The following is a 17,796-nucleotide window of genomic DNA, read 5'->3' as shown; positions in this document are numbered from 1 at the left end:
CGCGCGAGGAGGTCGGAACGTGTCCGTGGGCAACCGGCACACCTGGCTCGGCTTCGCCTCGGCGGCCCGTCGACGCAGCTGATCCGGCCGCGACGCGGCTTCAGCCGATGTGGCGTTCGATCAGGTCCGCGCCGCGGGTGGTGCCGCCGGCTTCGCGGATGGCTTGCTGCATCCGCGTCAGGTTGGCCCGCACGTGCGGATCGGAGGCGACGCGTGCGACCGCCGCGCGCAGGTCTTGCGGCCCGGCCGATTCCATGTCGAGCCGTTCGCCCAGACCGAGCTGCTGCAGCCGGTCGGCGTTGGCGACCTGTTCGGGCATCTGCGGCGCGGTCACCAGCGGGACACCGCGCTGCAGCGCCTCCATGACCGAGTTCATCCCCGCGTGCGAGAGGAACACCGCGGCGTGCCGCAGCACGGCCAGCTGGGGAAACCGCGAGCGGACCTCGACGTGGGGCGGCAGCGGTCCCAGGGTTTCCGCGGGCACGTCGCCGGTGCTCATCGCCACCTGCCAGGAACCATCGCCGAACGCCTCCAGGCAGCAGGTGTAGAACTCGGGGTGTTCGGTGAAGATCGTGCCCAGGGCGACGTAGAGCACCGGTGGGGTGGATGCCGGCGGTTGCCACGTCTCGGTGCGCTCCCGCGCGCCGGTCAGCGGTCCGAGGAAGCAGAACCGTTCGTCGAAGCTGTCCCCGGCGGGTTGGAAGGCGCGCGGCACGAAGACGAGGTTCAACGCTTCCGGCGCGTCCATGGTGGTGACGTCGAGCTGCACCCCGTGTTCGGCGGAGAAGGCGGCGCAGTCCTCGGCCAGCGCGAGCAGGACCGGGTCGTCGTCATCGATCCCGGCGGTGAGCTGCTCGTCCAGTGAGAACTGCTCGTTCGACGCGAGGTTCGGCACCAGCCGCACCGCCGGCGCGGCGAACTGCTCGGCTGCGAGCCGGGCCGGCCAGTTCGTCGCGTCGTAGCAGACCGCGTCCGGTGGGTTCGCGCGGCAGTGCTCGAGCAGCACCGGATAGGTCGCCCGCATCGCGGCGAAGAGATGCCGCAACCACAGGCCCACCATCTCCGGGCCCGCATCGTCCGGGGGTGCGAACGGCGGTAGCGGCGGCAGTGGAACCCACTGCGCGCCCGCAGCCGCAACCGCCTCGGAATGCGTCCGCTCGGTGGCGTAGTCGACGCGGTGGCCGCGGCGGACGAGTTCTTCCACCAGCGGCAGCGTCGGGTCCACGTGGCCGTGGCCGGCCAGTGCGACGAACAGCACGTGCTTGCCCACGCGTCGGATCCTACACAGCCTCACCCGCGGAGGGTGCGCCGCGAGCTGTGAGTCCGCGGCGGGTCGTCAGGACTGCGAGGCGCGTTGGGCCAGGGCGCGCACCATCGCCGCCACGGCCGCGCAGCGCGCGTCGCGCACCCGGTCGGACAGCGGCCGCAGCGCTTCGGCGCGTGCGTGCATCGCCGAGGAGGACAGCGCCCCGCCGGGGGTGTCGTCGCGGGCCGCGTGCAGGATCGCCTCCAGTTCGGCGGCGCGCTGCAGCACCCGCAGTGGCCGGGAGGGGATCCCGTCCGGCCACGGCGGTTCGGGCTGTTCGGCCACGCTGCGGGTGATCTCCTCGCGCACTCCGGGGCGCTGCCGGGCCACGTCGAGTTCGGCGAGCGCGGAGGCCGCCTCGCGCATCGCCGCGGTCATCCCGTGTTCGGCCTCGCCCAGCGGCAGGTCGGCCGGTGGTGGCAGCTCGCCGACGCGGTGCACGCTCCAACGCAGGATGCCTTCGGCGATCGGGTGGGGCACCAGGCCGAGGCCGGCCTCGCGCAGCACCACGCCTTGCTGCGCCTGCATCGCCGCGCGTGCGAACGCGCTGGCGCCGTCGAGTCCGCGCGCATCGCCCGGCACCGGCAGGACGAGGTCTGCGTTGCCGCCGCCGGCGCGGCGCAGCGCGGCGAGCAGCAGCGCGGGCCCCGCCGGGGTGTCCTCCGGTCCGGGCAGGTCGAGTTCGCGGGCCAGCTCGTCGTCACCGGCGCGGACTTCTTGCAGCTCGCCCCAGGTGGCGAGCGCGTCCAGCAGGTCGTCGGCCGCGGCCGCGCCGTGCAGCCACGCCGAAGTCCAGACCACCATCGTCGCACTCGTGCATGCCACGGGCGTCGAGGATACGCCGCGCACGCGTGAGAGCGGTCGAGTGCCGGTGTGGCGGGCGGCCGGCACCGGTGGCGGCGCGCTAGGCTCCGATCATGCGTTCGGTCGACTACGGCGAGGATGTGCTGGCGCCCGGGCGGCGGCGCCGACCGGTTCCCGAGGTGCCCGCGGAGCGCGGGCTGGTCGTGGAGACGGCCAAGGGCGATTTCTGCGGCGCGGTCGTCAGCGTGGAGGGCGACGCGGTCGAGTTGGCCGACCGGCACGGCGCTCGGCGCGTGTTCCGGATGCGGCCGGCCGCGTTCCTGCGCGACGGCGAGCCGGTGACGCTCGTGCCGTCGCGTGCCGCGCCGGAGCGGCCCGCGCGCTCGGCGTCCGGTTCGGTGCAGGTGAAGGGGCTCCGCGCCCGGCAGGCGCGGGCGAGCAGGATCTGGGTGGAGGGCGTGCACGACGCCGAGCTGCTCGAGCGGGTCTGGGGTCACGACCTGCGGGTGGAGGGGATCGTGGTGGAACCGCTGCACGGTCTGGACCACGTGGTCGAGGCCGTGGCCGACTTCGAACCCGGGCCGGCGCGGCGCCTCGGGGTGCTCGTGGACCACCTGGTGGCCGGCAGCAAGGAGTCCCGCCTGGTCGGCCGGCTCCACAGCCCGCACGTGACCGTCACCGGCCATCCCTTCGTGGACGTGTGGGCCGCGGTGCGACCCGAAGCGGTGGGCATCACCGCGTGGCCCGAGGTGCCGCGGGATCACGAGTGGAAGCAGGGCGTGTGCGCCGAGCTCGGATGGGGTGGTGTCGAGGACGGTTGGCGCCGCGTGCTCGCGTCCGTGGCCTCCTACCGCGACCTGAGCACACCGCTCATCTCCGCGGTGGAGCAGCTTATCGATTTCGTCTCCGATCCCGGCGGGTCCTGAACCCGGAACCGGCGGCGTGGCCGCGCCGTGACGCGCGGTGGATGCGCTGGCCCGATGGAGGAATCACGGCTTGATCACGGCGGTGCACCGCTGGCCCTGCGTGCGGTGGTGTCTGTCACCATGAAGACATGGGTGCCGCGCTGTTGTGGCTGATCGCCGGGGTGCTCCTGATCGGAGCGGAGGTGCTCTCCGGCGAGTTCGTCCTGGTGATGCTGGGGGTTGCTGCGCTGGGTGCGGCCGGTTCGGCGGCGCTGGGAGCGCCGTTGATCGTCGACGCCGTGATCTTCGCCGGCTTGTCGGTCGGCTTGTTGCTGGCCGCCCGTCCCGCGTTGAAGCGCCGGTTCCAGGTCTCCCGGGAGTTGCCGACGAACGTGGATGCGCTCGTGGGGCAGCGTGCGCTGGTGCAGGCGCGGGTGGACGCGCACGGCGGGCAGGTCAGCATCAACGGTGATGTGTGGTCGGCGCGGGCTTTCGACGAAACCCAGGTGTACGAGGCGGGGCAGACCGTGACGGTGATGGAGATTTCCGGCGCGAGCGCCGTCGTGTGGGACGGACCTTAAGGAGGCTGGTATGGGCCCGACCAGTGTCATTGTCGCCGCGGTCATCGTGTTGCTGGTGATCGTGGTGCTCGTGAAATCGGTGCTCGTGGTGCCGCAGGCGAAAGCCGCGGTCATCGAGCGGTTGGGACGGTTCAAAAGCGTGGCGCGACCGGGCTTGAACTTCCTGGTGCCGTTCCTGGACAGCGTGCGGGCGCGCATCGACCTGCGCGAGCAGGTGGTGTCGTTCCCACCGCAGTCGGTGATCACCCAGGACAACCTGACCGTGTCCATCGACACGGTGGTGTATTTCCAGGTCACCGAGCCGAAGTCGGCCGTCTACGAGATCGACAACTACATCGTCGGCGTGGAGCAGCTGACCACCACGACGCTGCGCAACGTGGTCGGCGGGATGAGCCTGGAGCAGACGCTCACCTCGCGGGACCAGATCAATTCGACGCTGCGGGGCGTGCTCGACACGGAGACCGGCCGGTGGGGCATCCGGGTCGCGCGCGTGGAGCTCAAGGCGATCGACCCGCCGCCGTCGGTGCAGGACTCGATGGAAAAGCAGATGCGCGCCGACCGGGAGAAGCGCGCGATGATCCTCAACGCCGAAGGCGAGCGGGAATCGGCGATCAAGACCGCGGAGGGGCAGAAGCAGTCGCAGATCCTTTCCGCCGAGGGCTCGAAGCAGGCGGCGATCCTCAACGCCGAGGCGGAACGGCAGTCCAGCATCCTGCGCGGCCAGGGCGAGCGGGCCAACCAGTACCTGCAGTCGCAGGGGCAGGCCAAGGCGATCGAGAAGGTCTTCGCCGCGGTCAAGCAGGGCAAGCCGACGCCGGAGTTGTTGGCCTACCAGTACCTGCAGACGTTGCCGCAGATGGCGCAGGGCGATGCCAACAAGGTGTGGGTCGTGCCAAGCGATTTCAACAAGGCGTTGGAGGGCTTCGCCAAGCAGTTCGGCGAGCAGGGCGCCGACGGCGCGTTCCGGTACGAGCCTCCGGAAGAGGAAGCGCCGAGCATGGCTCCCGAAGAGGAGGAGGAGTCGGTGCAGCCCTGGTTCGACGTGTCCACCAATCCGCAGGTGGCCGAAGCGGTTGCCGCTGCGGAAGCGGTGGCGCGCAAGGAAGTGCCGAAGCCGAACGAGCCGAGCAGCGGTGGGCAGGCGGCTCCGGCCGGCCAGGGCGAGCCCGGGGCGTTGGCGGCGCCGCCAGCGAGCGCCCCGCAGACGGCGCCTCCTGCCTCGCAGCAGCAGCCGGAGCAGCAGGACCAGGGCTGATCCTCCGGCCGGATCGAACCTCGGGCCGTCACCGATCCCTCGGTGACGGCCCTTTTGTCTTCCTGCGCGCGGGTGGGCGCCCGGTCGATCCGGGGCTGCAGCATGCTGCCCGGACCCGCGCCGACCGGACCGTCAGCGGTCCATCAGTGCAAAGACCCGGTCTGGGGCGTGTCCGCGTGGTGCTGGTGCGCTTGTGAGGGGCTTTCTTCTCGGCGGGCCTGATCGGCCAGGCTCGGGTAGTCGGTGGCGATTCCTTGCAGAAGCGTTTCCACCGCGGATTCGACCTCGGCGCGTGGGGACCAATAGGCGGAAATCCGGCGCTAAGGTCGGGTGCTCACGGGGACGTTGCCGGGTGCGCTCATGGTGCGGGTTCTTGCGGGGCAGCGCTGGCGGCGCGGAGATGGCTGTTTTCACGTCTGTTGTGTTGCTCGAGTGCGCATGGCGCGGGTGCTCCGTTCGATGGCCAGGTAGGTCAGGAAGGATGCGCCGAGCACGGGCAGCAGCACCATGAGGACCGCGAAGCTCAGCAGCAGTGGTAGCGGCACGGTGCGCAGCAACGGGCCCGCACGCGGGGGTGCGCCGAGGCCACCGGCGGGGCGGCGCAGCCACCACGTGCGGCACCCGGCGAGGACCAGCGCGATCACTCCGAGGGCCAGCAGGGTCAGTCCGACCTGGTTGGCCAGTCCGAACAGCTGGGCCTGGTGGAAGGCGATGCCCAGCGTGGTGGCCTGGGCCAGCAGCGGGTAGTCGCTCCACTCGACGCGGTCGACGATGCTTCCGGTGGCGGGATCGACGGCCACGCTGGTGGCGGTGATCGGCCAGCGGTTGTCCTCGACGGTGGCCGTCCACGCCTGCCCGGGCTCCTGCGCCGGTTCGAGCTGCACCGCCCCGTCCACCCCGGCGTTCTGCACCGCGGCCGCGACCCGGTCGATGTCCGCGGGGGACTGCTCTGGCGCTGTCGCACCGCCGGCGTGTTCGTGGTGCCAGTTCGCACTCCTCCCGCCGCCTGCGAGCTGGGTGGATACCGCGGGTTCCGTTGAGTTCAGCTGCGAGCGGGCGAGGTCGATCCACCCGCCGGCGTAGTTCGTCCAGGTCAACCCGGTGCCGACGAGCACCAGCAGCCCGACGAGGAGTCCCACCCCGAGCGTGCTGTGGACCGAGCGCCAGCGCACCCGACCTGGTCGGGAGAACCGGAACGCCCGCCGCAGCGCGCGGCGATTGCGCGGCCACCACAAGTACAACCCCGTCAGCACGGAAACGAGCACCCAGCTGGCGGCCAGCTCGGTCAACGGCTCGGCCACCGGGCCCAGCCGCCAGCTCGAGTGCAGGTTGCGCAGCCACTCGTCCGGACGCTGCGCTTCGACGATCTGGCCCGTGACCGTCGCCGAGGCCGGATCGACGTAGACCGTCGTGGCGCCGGCGGGCTGACCGAACCGGTCGGACTCGGCCCGGGGCGGAGTGAGCGTGACCCCGGTGGTCTCCTCCCCGTCCGGGACGCCCGGTGCAGGTGGGGTCACCGTGGACAGCTGCCAATCCGGGTGCTGCTCGCGCGCGGCTTGCACCTGCTCGCCCAGCGGACGCGGCGACCCGTCGACGACCGCGGTGAGCGCATCGCGGTGCAGCAGCTGCTCGATCTGCGGATTCCAAGCGTAGGCGATCCCGGTCACCGCCAACGACAGCACGATCGGCGCGGCCAGCAGCCCACCGAAGAAGTGCAACCGCCACAGCAGCGGCCGCAGCGCGGCACGCTTGTTCCGTTGCTGCGCACTCCGGTGTTCGCCATGTGCCGAGGTGATTTCGGCATGCGAACCGCGCTGCCAGACCGTCACGGGATTTCCTCCGGGGTCAGCGGTGATCCTGCTGACCACCAAGTCGTCCGGACGCCCCAGCAAGTTCCGCCACCGCGGGAGCAGTGAGGCACGGCATAAGAGCTTTGTTGCCGTTCGAGTTCCGCCCCGATGCGGAGACGACGAAGTAGAGGGTTTGGTAGCAGCGGTACAAGTACGCATGGTCGGCCGACTGCTCCAGCCGGAGCCGACCGTCTCAGAAACTTAGATCTGAGACGCCCGGATCTGGGCGGGAGCTGGGACAGCATGGGGAGCGTTGATCACGCTCAGTGGAGGGGCCTGGATCGCTGCTTCTCAACCCCCTTTTCGGGGGCTTCGGACATGAGGCCGGTGCGGTGGGGAGCTCGTCGTGGGCGCTCTTCTGCCCCTTTCCGTGCGGCAGTTTGCCGCTATGGTCGGTGCCATCGCCTCTGCGCGGTGTAGGGCGGTGTCGACCAGGATGGTGGCCGCCCGGCCGCGGGCCTTGGCTGGCATACCGCGCCGCGGGCCGGGCGCACTCCCTGTCAGAAGGAGCGAGTCCGATCGTACGCGTCAAGATCACGTTGTTGTCTCAGTCGTGGGCATGCTGGATCTGCTCCGGTTGTGGGCAGGAAAGTTCCCCACTGATCGACGGGCTGTGTGCCGACTGTCGACGCTCTCCCTTCGCGGCAGCATGCGAGTGCCTACCGCGGGATTGTCCTGCTGCCTTCAGCTGAGGGTGAGTGACCTCCCTCGAGGGTGTGGCTGCTATCTCGTGCCGTCGGACGCAGGGTTGCTGGGCCTTTCGGAGCGGCGCCCGATGCCTGCGTGTGCTTCGTGGCGCATGCGTTCGGTCATGTGCGGGTAGTGCAGTTCGAATGCGGGGCGTTCGGAGCGGATGCGGGGTAGTTCGGTGAAGTTGTGCCGGGGTGGGGGGCAGGTGGTGGCCCATTCCAGCGAGTTGCCGTGGCCCCGCGGGTCGTCGACCGAGGCCATCCATGCCTCCTTCGGCGCGAGCGCACGAACACGCGCGCGAGAACGATCCAAGGCCAAGGCACAACGCGTGAGCTGGTTACGAACCGCCTGTGCAGTCAGCTCACGCTCTCGGGGTGTGCGGGTACTGCTCGGGGCAGTTGAGCCGCAGCTGGGCCGGAGCTAAATCCGTGCCCAGCAGTGAGCAATGATGCTCACCCTGCGCGGTGCGCTGGTGGAAGTGGCAGGTCAGGCACGTCCGCGCCGTGGTGATGACACCGGCCTGCACAAAGCGTGCGACGATGCTCAGCAGCGCCTGCAGCGTGGCCGTCTGCTGCGTGCCCTCCAGGCCGGTGAGGGCCTCGCGCGCGGCGTCGTCACCGCGCTCGGCCTCGGCGACCACATGTGCCCCTTCAGGGGTCAGCCGCACCCGGTGGCCATGCCGGCCCGCCGCGGCCGGCTCGTACCGGACCAGGCCCTTGCGGTGCAGCGTCTGCAGCGAGTCGGTGGCCGTGGGCTGGGCCACGCCCACCTCGCGCGCGAGCGCGCTCACCGAGGGGTCAGCCGGCAGCCCGCTGGCCAGCGTGCTCAACAACTCGAGCTGCAGCGTGCTCAGGCCCTGCGCAGCGGCCACGGCCTGACGGTGCAGGCGGCGGGCTCGGCTGAGCCGGTCGAGCGCGGCCAGGATCGTGCCGGCCACGTCCGTGGCGGACTCGTCTCCTGCTGCCACGCCGCCCGGCGCGTTCTCCACGGTGGGGCTGCTCTGCCCGCTCACGGGCTGCTGACCGCGTCCGGGGGTCTCGGTGCTCACCACAGATCCGCCGCGTAGGGCCGCGTCCACAGCACCAGCGACACGGTCACGGCCTTGAACCACGCCTGCTGCATGGCGTCCACTGCGGCCGCATCCGACTCGCCCTGGGCGAGGAAGTCACGCACGGTCTGCGTGACCGGCACGAGCAGCGCCAGCATGTCGCTCATCGGCACGTGCGCAGCGGGAGAGTCCACCGCGTCGGTCTGGTTCTTCTTCGCGCTGTGGTGCCGCAGGGCGATCTCCTCCTGATAGGCCAACCACTGGGCATCGAACTCCCGGGTGCACAGGTCTGCAACCCACTGCTCGAACCGCTCGCGCACCCGGGCGAGGTAGTCCTGGTCGGGCTCGCCGTCCGGGCCCCGAAAGACCGTGACGAGATGCGGCGTGGAACCGATGAAGTCGTACCACACATCGAGGATCTCCGAGGCCCGCGGCGCCAGGATCTCCCCGGCACGGCGCAGCGCCGCCGCATCCTGCTCGGTCCACATCACATCCGTCAGCAGGCGGTTCAGGTCCTGCTCCGTCACCGGCGAGCGCACCGGAGGATCCTCGTAGCTGTAGCCAACCGGCGTCGTTGCCACCACGCACCCCTCTCATGGTCGAGATCTCCGTCACGCTCGGACCATAGGACTCCGATACACCCCCAGCAACCGGAGTGACGGCTGCTCTGGCGACTGGCCGAAACCGCGCTGTGCACGGGGTGCTTCGGGGTGTTCTCACCTATCCGAGCGGCGGTTGCCCGTGTTGCGGCCAGTAGTGGCTGTCCGGAACGCTGCGGGCACCGAAGAGGGCCTGCCCGACGCGGACGACGGTGGCGCCCTCCTCGATGGCCGTCTCGTAGTCGCCGGACATGCCCATCGACAGCTCCCCCGCCCCGACGAGGTCGGGATCGACCTCGCGGGCGCGATCCCGCAGCGTGCGCAGCAGCGTGAAACAGGGCCGCACCCGAGCGGCATCCGACGTGAACAACGCCAGCGTCATCAACCCCCGCACCCGCAGCGCGGTGTAGCGGGACAGCTGCGACAAGAACGGGACCAGGTCCGCAGGCGGCAGCCCGTACTTGGACTCCTCCGCCGAGGTGTTGACCTGCACGAACACATCCAGACTCCGGCCCGCGGCCTGCAGCCGGCGATCGAGCGCCTCGGCGACGCGCAGCCGGTCCAGTGCCTGGAACTCGTCGGCGAAAGCGGCGACGTCCTTCGCCTTGTTGGTCTGCAAGGGCCCGATCACGGACCAGGACACGTCCAGGTCGGCAAGATCGTGGTACTTGCGCCTGGCCTCCTGCACCTTGTTCTCACCGAGCACATCGCAACCGGCCTGCACTGCCAGGCGCAGACGCTCTCCCGGAACGGTCTTGCTGACCGGTAGCAACCGCACCTCCGCCCCGGACCGCCCGACCCGTGCAGCCGCACGCTCCATCCGCTTCCGGACCGAAGCAATGTTGCCGACGAACCCCTCGACGCTCTCCGCCACCGGATAGCCCGCCGGGCCGGCACCCCCAATTTCTTCCTCTTCCGACACGAAGCAACCCTAGCGCGCGAACGCGGCACACCCGGTAACCGAGCGCGCGTTCCCGCAACCGGTCGGCCGAGACTGGATTCCTGAGTGGTGCTGTCAGCGCCTCGCGCGATCACCCGCGACGGATGGGCCGAAGGGTCGAACATCGCCACAATGACCCCTGATGTCGCCACACGCGCGAACATGCAGGTCACATGACTAACGCGTGCGGTGTTCCCATCCGGCCGAGGCCCTGTTCGATTCCTGCCTGCACCCCGAGCGCGGTGAGCAGATCCATCACGGCGTCTTGGCGCGTGCGTGCCACCCGGCCGCGGCCGACGTGCCGCACCGGGGGCATGCCGGTGGTGGTGTAGGCCTGCCAGCCGCGCGGGCGCACGCTCCGGCGGACATAGCCGAGGACGTCGCCGCCGATCCACACGTCGTAGCGCACCGTCGTCTCCGACGGTGACAGGGCCAGTCTGGTGGCCAGCGATCACGGTCCATCCTTCCCGGTTCTTCAGGCTCCGGTCGCTTGGCCATCGCACATCTTCTGTGTAACTGTCCGTAGCGAGCGGAGAGTTTCGGACGCCGCCCGCTGCGGACACCACGGTACGATCTTTTCCTGGTAATAGATGTTCTATGCCGTACTGTGGAAGCCCCGGACATTGGTGAATCAACAGGGCAGGGATCAATACGCACCGTGTGCGCTGTGTTGGTGCCCCGACCTTCACGTGTGGCTTGCGGAGTCGGCCCGCGTCACCCGCGGGAGGCGGAGCGCGGTGGATCCGCACGGGCACGGCCAGGCACCATTTCCGATAGACTGGCAGGGGTTATGACGCAGGAGGAGCGTTCCGCGGCTGTTGACGGACTGTCGCGGTGGTAGGCGGCGTTACGGCGCTCTGGTGAGCACACGGTGGCCGTGTTCACCCTCGACGCCGACGGGAGGGTGGCCAGCTGGAATCCGGACGCCGAGCGGGTGAAGGGCTACCGACATCCGCGGGCGGCACTTCTCGGTGTTCTACCCGCCCGAGGACGTGGCCGCGGGCTATCCGGAGGCGGAGCTGGCCCGTGCGGCCGAGGTCGGGGTGCATCTCGACGAGGGTTGGCGCGTACGCCAGGACGGACACTGGATTTGGGCCTACATCGTCATCGCGGCCCGACGTTCCGAACATGGCCACGTTCAGGGCTTTACCAAAGTCGTCCGCGACGACACGGAGAACCATCTGCGTCACCAGCGCTCGGATCAGCGGTTTTCCGATCTGCTCACCCTCGCCCCGATGGGGGTGGGCCTGTTCGACAAGCACGATCGGATCCAGGAAGTCAACGCGGAACTGTGCCGACTCACCGACTACTCCCGGCAGCAGCTGCTGACCCTGGCGGCCAGCGACCTGTTGCCTGCCGACGAACGCAGCCACGGGATCCGCCCGCAGGCCAGATCCGTGCACGAGAGCCCCGAGCCGGACGGGCCGCAGCAGCGCACACTGCTGCGCCGCGACGGCCAGCCGGTGCCCTGCGAAATCCGCTACGCCCGCTCGGTACAAGACGACGGTCGCCACTTCTGGCTGGTGACCTTTCAGGACATCACCGCCTACCAGCACCAAGCCGAACTGCTGCAGCACCAGGCCCGCCACGACGCGCTGACCGGGCTGGCCAACCAACGCGGCCTCGCCGGGGCGTTGCAACAGGCCACCGCCGACACGGCGGTGCTGCTCTGCGATGTCGACAACTTCAAACGCGTCAACGACGCGCTGGGACATGCCGCCGGCGACGAACTCCTCGTGCACCTGGCCCGACGCCTGGACCAGGCCCAGCTGCCCGGCTGCACCCTGGCACGCCGCTCCGGCGACGAGTTCGTGCTCGTCTGCACCGAACTGGAAACCGCCGGAGGATTGCAGGCCCTGGCCGAGCGCGTGGCCGGGCTGTTGCGCACGACCGTGTCCCTGCACGGGCACGTGCTGCGCATCTTCGCCTCCGTAGGAGCGGCACGGCTCTCGACTGAGGCCGCCAGTGGTGAGCATCTGCTGCGGCAGGCCGACACGGCCATGTTCACCGCCAAACACCGCGGCCCCGGACAGGTGCACCTAGCCGAGCACGCCACGTTCGCCCAGGTCCGCGAGCAGATCGAGCTGGAAGAACAGCTGTCCCAAGCGTTGCGCAGCGACAAGCTCGCGGTGTATTACCAGCCGATCGTCGACAAGGCGCAGTCACTCGTCGCCGTGGAGACCCTGCTTCGCTGGCCCCACCCGCAACGAGGGTTGCTATCGCCGGCGAGCATCCTGCCCACCGCCGAACAAGCCGGCCTCATCCGCGAACTCGACCAGTGGGTACTGCGCACGGCTAAGGGCCTGACCACCGGCGAAATCTCGGCGCATTTGGCCGAGGTGTACGGCACCGAGGTGTCCAAAGGCACGATCTCGACGATCACCGACCTCGTCGGTACACCACCAATCACCTATCTCACCGAGTGGCGCATCGACCTGGCCGCCGACCTGTTCCTGGAATCCGACGCCACCATCGAATCCGTTGCCCATCAGATCGGCTTCGGCAGCGCGTTCGCGCTCAGCACCGCCTTTAAACGAGCCCGTGGGATCAGCCCACAACAGCACCGCGACCGCTCATAGCGAAGGCCATGCTGACCATGGCGCAAGCGCCGCACAAGCCAGCGTTCCCCACGAGCACCGCGGCGACCGTCCGCCTGCGTCCCGACGGCAGGGTTCTCCTCGAGTCATGCATCGGGAGGTAGTCTTCTCCGTCTCTGTCCTGGACACTACCTGCGTGGACGATGCCGTTTCTCGCTTCCGGAGCGCATCCGCAACGAACGACGTTGAAGGAATGATCGACACCCTCACTCCGGACGCGGAGCTCGTCTCGCCACTCTCTGGCCGCATGACCTTCCGAGGGACAGAGGACCTCCGCATCCTCCTCGCGGCGGTCTACGGCAATCTCGCGCGGCTGCGATGGCGTGAGGAGATGGGCGACGTCGGCCTGCGGGTGGTGATCGGTGAGGCGCAGATCGGACCGCTCAGGCTTGACGACGCGATGGTGCTGACACTGGCTTCGGACGGTCGAATCCAGTCGATCAAGCCCCATCTCCGCCCCTGGCTGGCAGTGACGTTCCTCGCGCTCAAGCTGGCACCGACGATCGCCCGCCATCCTGGCGTTGTGCGGCGCGCACTTCAGCATCGCTGAAGTGCGCGGTCTCCAGCCCATACGCGTCGGGGATGCATAGCCTCGGACGGTTCAAAACGGGATCCCTTTCGGACAGGCTGACGCCGTGGGCCGTGGGGCGGGGCGTTCAGGTCGGGAAGGTGTGTCCGAAGCGCGGGTTTTGGCGTTTTCCTGCCACTTCGAGCGCGAGGTGGCAGAGTTCGATGCCATGGACATTCCCACCAGCGTGCGGCGAGCGGCGATCATCTGGGCGGCCGCGGTGGCGGCTGGCATCATCGAATCGATCCTCGCCGTCATCCAGGCTGTGAACGCAGGAGCACTGGGCCCGAATATGTGGGTCGGGGTAGCCGTGCGCCTCGTCGTCTACGCGCTAGCCACGGCCCTGATCACGAACCTCTGGAACGGACGGCGATGGGCACGTGCTGCGCTGACCATCCTGCTCTCCTTCATCGGTCTCGCTTCGCTCATCGGGCCGGCGGTCATCGCCATGGTCAGCGGGCAAACTTTCGCGCAGGCGTTCGGCGGTGGCGGCACGTGGGGCTGGGCTTTCCTCGCCGTACGTCTGACCCACATCGCATGTGTGGTTACCGCAACGGTGCTGATGTTCACGCGGAGCGCGAACCGCTACTTCGCCGCGGCCAGGCACCTCTCAGCGAAAGCCACATCCAGCGCGAGTTCGTCACCTTAAACGACCCCCTGCCGTATGCATGCAAGTGGATCGACAACCGGACAAGTCGGGTGCTTCCCAGTGGATCACAACTGTGCTGAGTTCAGCCTCCAGGCACAGTCTCAACGACCGACGGACCTTGCCGATCCGCGGGAGGTCCAGAACGTGAGGAGATGACATGAGCATGGTCGTGATGCACAACGTGGTATCGGTGGATGGATTCATCGCCGACGACAACGACGACCCGGGTCCGCTGTTCGAGTGGTACTTCAACGGGGAGCACGCACTTCGAAGTCAGCGGGCAGATCGGTCTCCGGGGTGCGCCACTTGTCCGCCCCCTCAACCCAGATTTCCTTGCAGCGCACCTGTTCCCGCAACGCGGTGAACAGGCACAGCTCGTAGACGCTGCGCTGCACCCGGCTGGAGGCCACCTCACCCCGGTAGAGCAGTTCCAGCCAGTCCCCACCCACCACACCCCGGATAGGCACCTGCTTGCCGCGGCCGTAGGTCTGCGCAGCCGAGTCGGCGTAGCGTCGCACCAGTTCGATGCCGTCGATGATCGGTGCGTGCGCGGCCTCCGCGACCCGGTGGAGCATGTGCTGTTTGTTGCGGACCCGTTTGAATGAGCTCACCATCTCCTCGGTCACCCGCCGATCGGCGCGGGCACCGATCGTGTGCACCGTCGACATCAGCAGTTCGACCAGGTTGTCGGTGATCTCCTGCTGCCGCAGCACCAGCAACGCCGCCAACAACGTCCAGCGCGCCTGGCCGCCCAGTTCGCGCAGGTGACTTGGAGCCTGCACCGCCGCCCGCGCTCGCCAGGCCGCGACCACCTTGCCGGCGACATAATGCCACACCGGCGCGACACCGGGTCGTGCAGCCGGTGCAGCAAAACTCCATACCTTCACGCTTGGTGATCAACACAGGTCTTCCGGTCTGCACTTTCAGACACCAAGATCACACCAAGTGACGATCAGACCTTAAAACTCAAGCTCAGCCTGCGTCACGTTCGCGACCAACCAGTCGATGAGCTTGTCAGCATCGGCGACCGAACACTCACGGAAACCCAACGCTTCACGAACCTCCGCACGGTGGCGCTTGATGCTGCGCCCGGACCACTCGTAAAACCCCAGATCAGCAGCCGAAACCTGCAGCTGCTTGGCCACGAACTCCACCGCCGCCGGCGGCAGCTCACTGCGCCCACGGGGAAACCGGCCACGGGCAGCGAAGAACTTCAGCAACAGCGCGAAGCCCAGCTTCGCCGCGACACATTTGCTCGCCACCCGGTCCAGGTCGTCACCGATCAGCGTCCAGTGCTCGACCAGCTCGTCCTGATCCAACTCCCGCGTCATGCGCGAACGCTACCGATCACCCGGACCGAAACGAATGGCGGCTGGCGACACGTTCCTTGCCGGCACCCCGGCTACGTCGGAAAGGGATCGTCCGGGACTTGTATGCTCCGTCGCGAGAGACGGTGAAGTGCGAACCGGTTCTGTTCTGCTGTCCTTGACCCGAGCAGGGCCACATGTTCTGCCGCAGAATCAACCATGTGCGCAGCAGAAATATCGTTCACGGCCTGCTTCTGTCGCATTCCGTTGCCATCCCTGGGTAGGCCACCCGCTCAGACCGACGTCCGTACCGGCACCCCGGGATGCGCAAGTGAGGCCTGGAGGAGTCGCCGGGATGGACTGTGCTCCCGCTTGGGCTGGGGCTCCGGCAACGCCGCAGCCCCAGCCCTGCCGCAGGCAGACGACTCCGCGGCTGTGGGCGTCGCTGCCGCTGCATGTCGACCGCGGAGTTGATTCTTGTTGTCGACGAACAAGGCGAAAACCTCTCCGGCATCCTCGTTGTCCTCGTCGATGCCAGCACGTTTGCGATCGACCGCTGTGGCGACGAAAGCAATAAGAAGGACCGCGAAAACCGGGAGAACCTCAATCAACACGGCCATCAGTGATCATTTCCTTATCACGTCGGACTCGCCGCTGGCTGTTGGCTCTGCGGAATTCTCGTCCGAAGCTCAACCTGTAGTTTGCCAAAAAATTTTTGTTTTGGCTAGCCGAGACGTGCGGCGGCCACCCGCGGCGCCGAGGCCGTGGTCAGCGCATGCCGAAAACGCGGCACCGGAGGGGCTTGTGCGTCTGCTAATCCGAGTTCCCTTCCGGTTCCGCCCACGCGGAATCCATGCCAGTCGGGGTGATCACCACAGGGCACTGGGCCTTGTGGATACAGCGCAACGCGGTACTGCCGAGCAGCACTTGGGAAGCACGGCCCTGCCCGTGATCACCCAAGACCAGCATGACGGCGTGCGCTGACTTGTCCGCCAGCACATCCGCCGCCTTTCCCTCAATCAACTCCATTCGAGGCTCGGGTGCCGACGCGCCTGCCGTGCAGGTGCGCACGGCATGAACCAGGTCGCGCCAATGGCGCTTGCGGGCCTGATGCGGCGCCAGCTCCGATTGCCGCAGCAGCTGTGAGGGTCCGGACAGCACCGCTTGCGGCTCCCACGCCATGATCACTTCCGCCAGGCGGGCCCACTGCTGCCCCTCTTCCCGTACCCACCGCAGCGCGCGCATGCTGCCCTGCGAGCCGTCCATTCCCACCACGAGCGAGTCGCCTTCGGCCATATGTGACCCTTCTACTCTCCGACGCGACCCTGCGTGCAGCACTTCTCCTCCCAGGGCGGACAGGAGCCCGTCGTGGGCGAGCTTGCTCAGACCATCCCAGAAGAGCCGTTAGAACCGGGTCATTAAACCTGATGCGCTCTTTGATCCCGCTCAGCACGGACGATCGCCACGGACGTACCCACCACCCAAGGCCCTACACAGGAGAGACACCAAAGAGTCATCAGGGGCCGCGCTGATCGCCTCGCTGGTCAACAGTTCGATCGATGAGGCTAGACGTCGTGGCCTGGTGCTTTCAAAACTGACCCGAGCCGCACGCTAGCGGGTTTGCACAGTGCATCGAACTTCCACCCCGACGATCGTGATCATGACCGCTGGATCAGCAGCTGCCGACTTCCGCGTAGTCACCAACAATGACGCCATATCGTTCCCCCGGGGACGCGTTCAGACGAGCACCGCGGCGCGTCGCGCGCGAGCAGCGCGCTTTCGCAGGTCACACCGCTGCAAGCGGGTAGACTGGTGGTAACCTCGAATCCCCGGGCGTCTCACTGCGAAGGCCCGCGCTCCGGGGTGACGAGGGTGCGCTTCTCCGGGCTCGGCGAGGCAGCGCACCCTTGCTGGGACGGGGCCCGGAGTCCGTGCGGCACCGCGGGCCTGCGTTTTCTGGGGTCTGGGGAGATCCCGCTCCCGAACTGGGGGTTCGCGGGAGCGGGATCTGTGCTCGAACGCGGAAGCATGCGAGTTGGCACGACGGTAATGATGGTGATGCTTCGCGTGGCTCGTGCTGGGTGCTGGTGTCGCAGTACTGCTCGGCGAGCGCGGTAAACGCCGGTGCTGGTCTGCTCGCGATGCTGCGCGCCGGTCACGCCGGTAGCTGCCGCTGGATGTCAGCGGCGGGCCGGGGGTAATGGGGCGATCCTGCGTCGGTGTCTGCATCGGTATGTGCAGGCCCGGGCGGTGGACACCCCTCGGAGGGGTTTCGGTAGCACACGCCGAAAAACCAACGGTTAGCTCGTGGGCTTGAGGTGGACCGTTCCCGCTTTGGCGGACAGCCGAGGGTAGTGATCGACTGTCTGTGAAAGAGGTGGATGATGGCGGCGTCGCGCCGGAGGTACGCCGCCGAGTATCGCAATCATGCGGTAGCGTTGGTCCGTGCATCGGGCAAGCCGATTGCGGAAGTAGCACGCGATCTCGGGATCAACGAGGGAACGTTGGCGAACTGGACCAACAAGGCCCGTCAGAGTGAGGCCGACGAGGACACACCGTTGACGACATCGGAACGCGCCGAATTGGAGCAACTCCGCAACGACTACCACACGGTGCGCATGGAGCGCGATTTTTTACGGCGTGCGGCGGAGTACTTCGCGAGTCACCCGAAGTGAAGTACGCATGCATCGCTGCCGA

18 protein-coding genes and 3 pseudogenes are annotated in these 17,796 nt (G+C 68.2%); 10 read left to right on the top strand and 11 right to left on the bottom strand.

Annotated elements, in window-relative coordinates:
• Positions 1–100: 100 nt before the first annotated feature.
• Both ACVGV2_RS10305 and ACVGV2_RS10300 read right to left on the bottom strand, forming a co-directional pair.
• Entirely contained in the window at positions 101–1,270 is a 1,170-nt protein-coding gene (locus ACVGV2_RS10305; protein ID WP_459162152.1) for a macrolide family glycosyltransferase, read from the bottom strand.
• Between the two features lie 66 nt (positions 1,271–1,336).
• Positions 1,337–2,110, bottom strand: coding sequence for a hypothetical protein (locus ACVGV2_RS10300; protein WP_459165948.1), 774 nt, complete (start codon positions 2,108–2,110; stop codon positions 1,337–1,339).
• Positions 2,111–2,223: 113 nt separating this feature from the next.
• On the opposite strand from ACVGV2_RS10300, the gene ACVGV2_RS10295 reads away from it, so the two are divergent.
• From ACVGV2_RS10295 to ACVGV2_RS10285, 3 genes are all read left to right on the top strand, one after another.
• Positions 2,224–3,036 (top strand): DUF3097 domain-containing protein, encoded by an 813-nt coding sequence (locus tag ACVGV2_RS10295; RefSeq protein WP_459162151.1) that lies wholly within the window; start codon positions 2,224–2,226, stop codon positions 3,034–3,036.
• Between the two features lie 128 nt (positions 3,037–3,164).
• On the top strand, positions 3,165–3,596 hold the full coding sequence (locus ACVGV2_RS10290) for an NfeD family protein (RefSeq protein WP_459162150.1): 432 nt from the start codon (positions 3,165–3,167) through the stop codon (positions 3,594–3,596).
• A 10-nt stretch (positions 3,597–3,606) separates the two neighbouring features.
• Positions 3,607–4,851 carry an SPFH domain-containing protein gene (locus ACVGV2_RS10285; protein WP_459162149.1) on the top strand — a complete coding sequence of 415 codons (1,245 nt, stop codon included), beginning with the start codon at positions 3,607–3,609 and terminating at the stop codon, positions 4,849–4,851.
• Between the two features lie 410 nt (positions 4,852–5,261).
• Here the strand turns inward: ACVGV2_RS10285 and ACVGV2_RS10280 are convergent, their stop codons facing one another.
• The 6 genes and pseudogenes from ACVGV2_RS10280 to ACVGV2_RS10255 all read right to left on the bottom strand — a co-directional run bounded on the left by ACVGV2_RS10280 (position 5,262) and on the right by ACVGV2_RS10255 (position 10,387).
• Entirely contained in the window at positions 5,262–6,680 is a 1,419-nt protein-coding gene (locus ACVGV2_RS10280; RefSeq protein ID WP_459165818.1) for a PepSY-associated TM helix domain-containing protein, read from the bottom strand.
• Positions 6,681–7,424: 744 nt separating this feature from the next.
• Positions 7,425–7,652 (bottom strand): annotated as a pseudogene (locus tag ACVGV2_RS10275) (cytochrome ubiquinol oxidase subunit I); the annotation flags it as partial.
• A gap of 100 nt (positions 7,653–7,752) precedes the next feature.
• Positions 7,753–8,439 carry a MarR family winged helix-turn-helix transcriptional regulator gene (locus ACVGV2_RS10270; RefSeq protein WP_459165817.1) on the bottom strand — a complete coding sequence of 229 codons (687 nt, stop codon included), beginning with the start codon at positions 8,437–8,439 and terminating at the stop codon, positions 7,753–7,755.
• A complete protein-coding gene (locus tag ACVGV2_RS10265; RefSeq protein WP_459165816.1) occupies positions 8,436–9,020 on the bottom strand; it encodes a protoglobin domain-containing protein in 585 nt (194 codons plus the stop codon). Before ACVGV2_RS10265 ends, ACVGV2_RS10270 begins: the two co-directional genes overlap by 4 nt.
• 139 nt (positions 9,021–9,159) lie before the next feature.
• Positions 9,160–9,960, bottom strand: a complete 801-nt coding sequence (locus tag ACVGV2_RS10260; protein WP_459165815.1) for a YggS family pyridoxal phosphate-dependent enzyme — start codon at positions 9,958–9,960, stop codon at positions 9,160–9,162.
• A gap of 187 nt (positions 9,961–10,147) precedes the next feature.
• Positions 10,148–10,387 (bottom strand): hypothetical protein, encoded by a 240-nt coding sequence (locus ACVGV2_RS10255; RefSeq protein WP_459165814.1) that lies wholly within the window; start codon positions 10,385–10,387, stop codon positions 10,148–10,150.
• A 562-nt stretch (positions 10,388–10,949) separates the two neighbouring features.
• On the opposite strand from ACVGV2_RS10255, the pseudogene ACVGV2_RS10250 reads away from it, so the two are divergent.
• The 5 genes and pseudogenes from ACVGV2_RS10250 to ACVGV2_RS10230 all read left to right on the top strand — a co-directional run.
• Positions 10,950–12,008, top strand: a pseudogene (locus ACVGV2_RS10250) (diguanylate cyclase domain-containing protein); the annotation flags it as partial.
• A 3-nt stretch (positions 12,009–12,011) separates the two neighbouring features.
• Positions 12,012–12,371: pseudogene (locus tag ACVGV2_RS10245) on the top strand (EAL domain-containing protein); the annotation flags it as partial.
• Positions 12,348–12,557 carry a helix-turn-helix domain-containing protein gene (locus ACVGV2_RS10240; RefSeq protein ID WP_459165947.1) on the top strand — a complete coding sequence of 70 codons (210 nt, stop codon included), beginning with the start codon at positions 12,348–12,350 and terminating at the stop codon, positions 12,555–12,557. The pseudogene ACVGV2_RS10245 and the gene ACVGV2_RS10240, both read left to right, overlap by 24 nt.
• Before the next feature lie 154 nt (positions 12,558–12,711).
• Entirely contained in the window at positions 12,712–13,125 is a 414-nt protein-coding gene (locus ACVGV2_RS10235) for a nuclear transport factor 2-like protein (protein ID WP_459165813.1), read from the top strand.
• A 121-nt stretch (positions 13,126–13,246) separates the two neighbouring features.
• Positions 13,247–13,792 (top strand): hypothetical protein, encoded by a 546-nt coding sequence (locus ACVGV2_RS10230; RefSeq protein WP_459165812.1) that lies wholly within the window; start codon positions 13,247–13,249, stop codon positions 13,790–13,792.
• Between the two features lie 248 nt (positions 13,793–14,040).
• Here ACVGV2_RS10230 and ACVGV2_RS10225 read toward each other — a convergent pair whose 3' ends face one another.
• Together ACVGV2_RS10225 and ACVGV2_RS10220 are read right to left on the bottom strand one after the other, a co-directional pair.
• The gene (locus ACVGV2_RS10225; protein WP_459165811.1) at positions 14,041–14,628 is read right to left on the bottom strand and encodes a hypothetical protein; all 588 of its coding nucleotides are present in this window, start codon (positions 14,626–14,628) and stop codon (positions 14,041–14,043) included.
• 123 nt (positions 14,629–14,751) lie between these two features.
• Positions 14,752–15,123, bottom strand: a complete 372-nt coding sequence (locus tag ACVGV2_RS10220) for a DUF4158 domain-containing protein (protein WP_459165810.1) — start codon at positions 15,121–15,123, stop codon at positions 14,752–14,754.
• Positions 15,124–15,554: 431 nt separating this feature from the next.
• On the opposite strand from ACVGV2_RS10220, the gene ACVGV2_RS10215 reads away from it, so the two are divergent.
• On the top strand, positions 15,555–15,725 hold the full coding sequence (locus ACVGV2_RS10215) for a hypothetical protein (protein ID WP_459165809.1): 171 nt from the start codon (positions 15,555–15,557) through the stop codon (positions 15,723–15,725).
• Positions 15,726–15,912: 187 nt separating this feature from the next.
• On the opposite strand, the gene ACVGV2_RS10210 is transcribed toward ACVGV2_RS10215, so the two are convergent.
• Positions 15,913–16,395, bottom strand: coding sequence for a universal stress protein (locus tag ACVGV2_RS10210; RefSeq protein WP_459165808.1), 483 nt, complete (start codon positions 16,393–16,395; stop codon positions 15,913–15,915).
• Positions 16,396–17,480: 1,085 nt separating this feature from the next.
• Here ACVGV2_RS10210 and ACVGV2_RS10205 point away from each other — a divergent pair.
• Positions 17,481–17,774: a transposase gene (locus ACVGV2_RS10205; protein ID WP_459165807.1), complete on the top strand. Its 294-nt coding sequence runs from the start codon at positions 17,481–17,483 to the stop codon at positions 17,772–17,774.
• Positions 17,775–17,796: the final 22 nt, after the last annotated feature.

This window comes from Bounagaea algeriensis (assembly GCF_054491375.1).
Note: the sequence above shows the minus strand (reverse complement) of the source record. Positions and strands in the feature narration are given on the sequence as shown.

Excerpts from the sequence above, each read along its gene's own strand:
- ACVGV2_RS10205 (WP_459165807.1), top strand. The coding sequence starts at position 17,481 with ATGATGGCGGCGTCGCGCCGGAGGTACGCCGCCGAGTATCGCAATCAT.
- ACVGV2_RS10285 (WP_459162149.1), top strand. The coding sequence starts at position 3,607 with ATGGGCCCGACCAGTGTCATTGTCGCCGCGGTCATCGTGTTGCTGGTG.
- ACVGV2_RS10295 (WP_459162151.1), top strand. The coding sequence starts at position 2,224 with ATGCGTTCGGTCGACTACGGCGAGGATGTGCTGGCGCCCGGGCGGCGG.
- ACVGV2_RS10290 (WP_459162150.1), top strand. The coding sequence starts at position 3,165 with ATGGGTGCCGCGCTGTTGTGGCTGATCGCCGGGGTGCTCCTGATCGGA.
- ACVGV2_RS10210 (WP_459165808.1), bottom strand. The coding sequence starts at position 16,395 with ATGGCCGAAGGCGACTCGCTCGTGGTGGGAATGGACGGCTCGCAGGGC.
- ACVGV2_RS10215 (WP_459165809.1), top strand. The coding sequence starts at position 15,555 with ATGTCGACCGCGGAGTTGATTCTTGTTGTCGACGAACAAGGCGAAAAC.
- ACVGV2_RS10220 (WP_459165810.1), bottom strand. The coding sequence starts at position 15,123 with ATGACGCGGGAGTTGGATCAGGACGAGCTGGTCGAGCACTGGACGCTG.
- ACVGV2_RS10300 (WP_459165948.1), bottom strand. The coding sequence starts at position 2,110 with ATGGTGGTCTGGACTTCGGCGTGGCTGCACGGCGCGGCCGCGGCCGAC.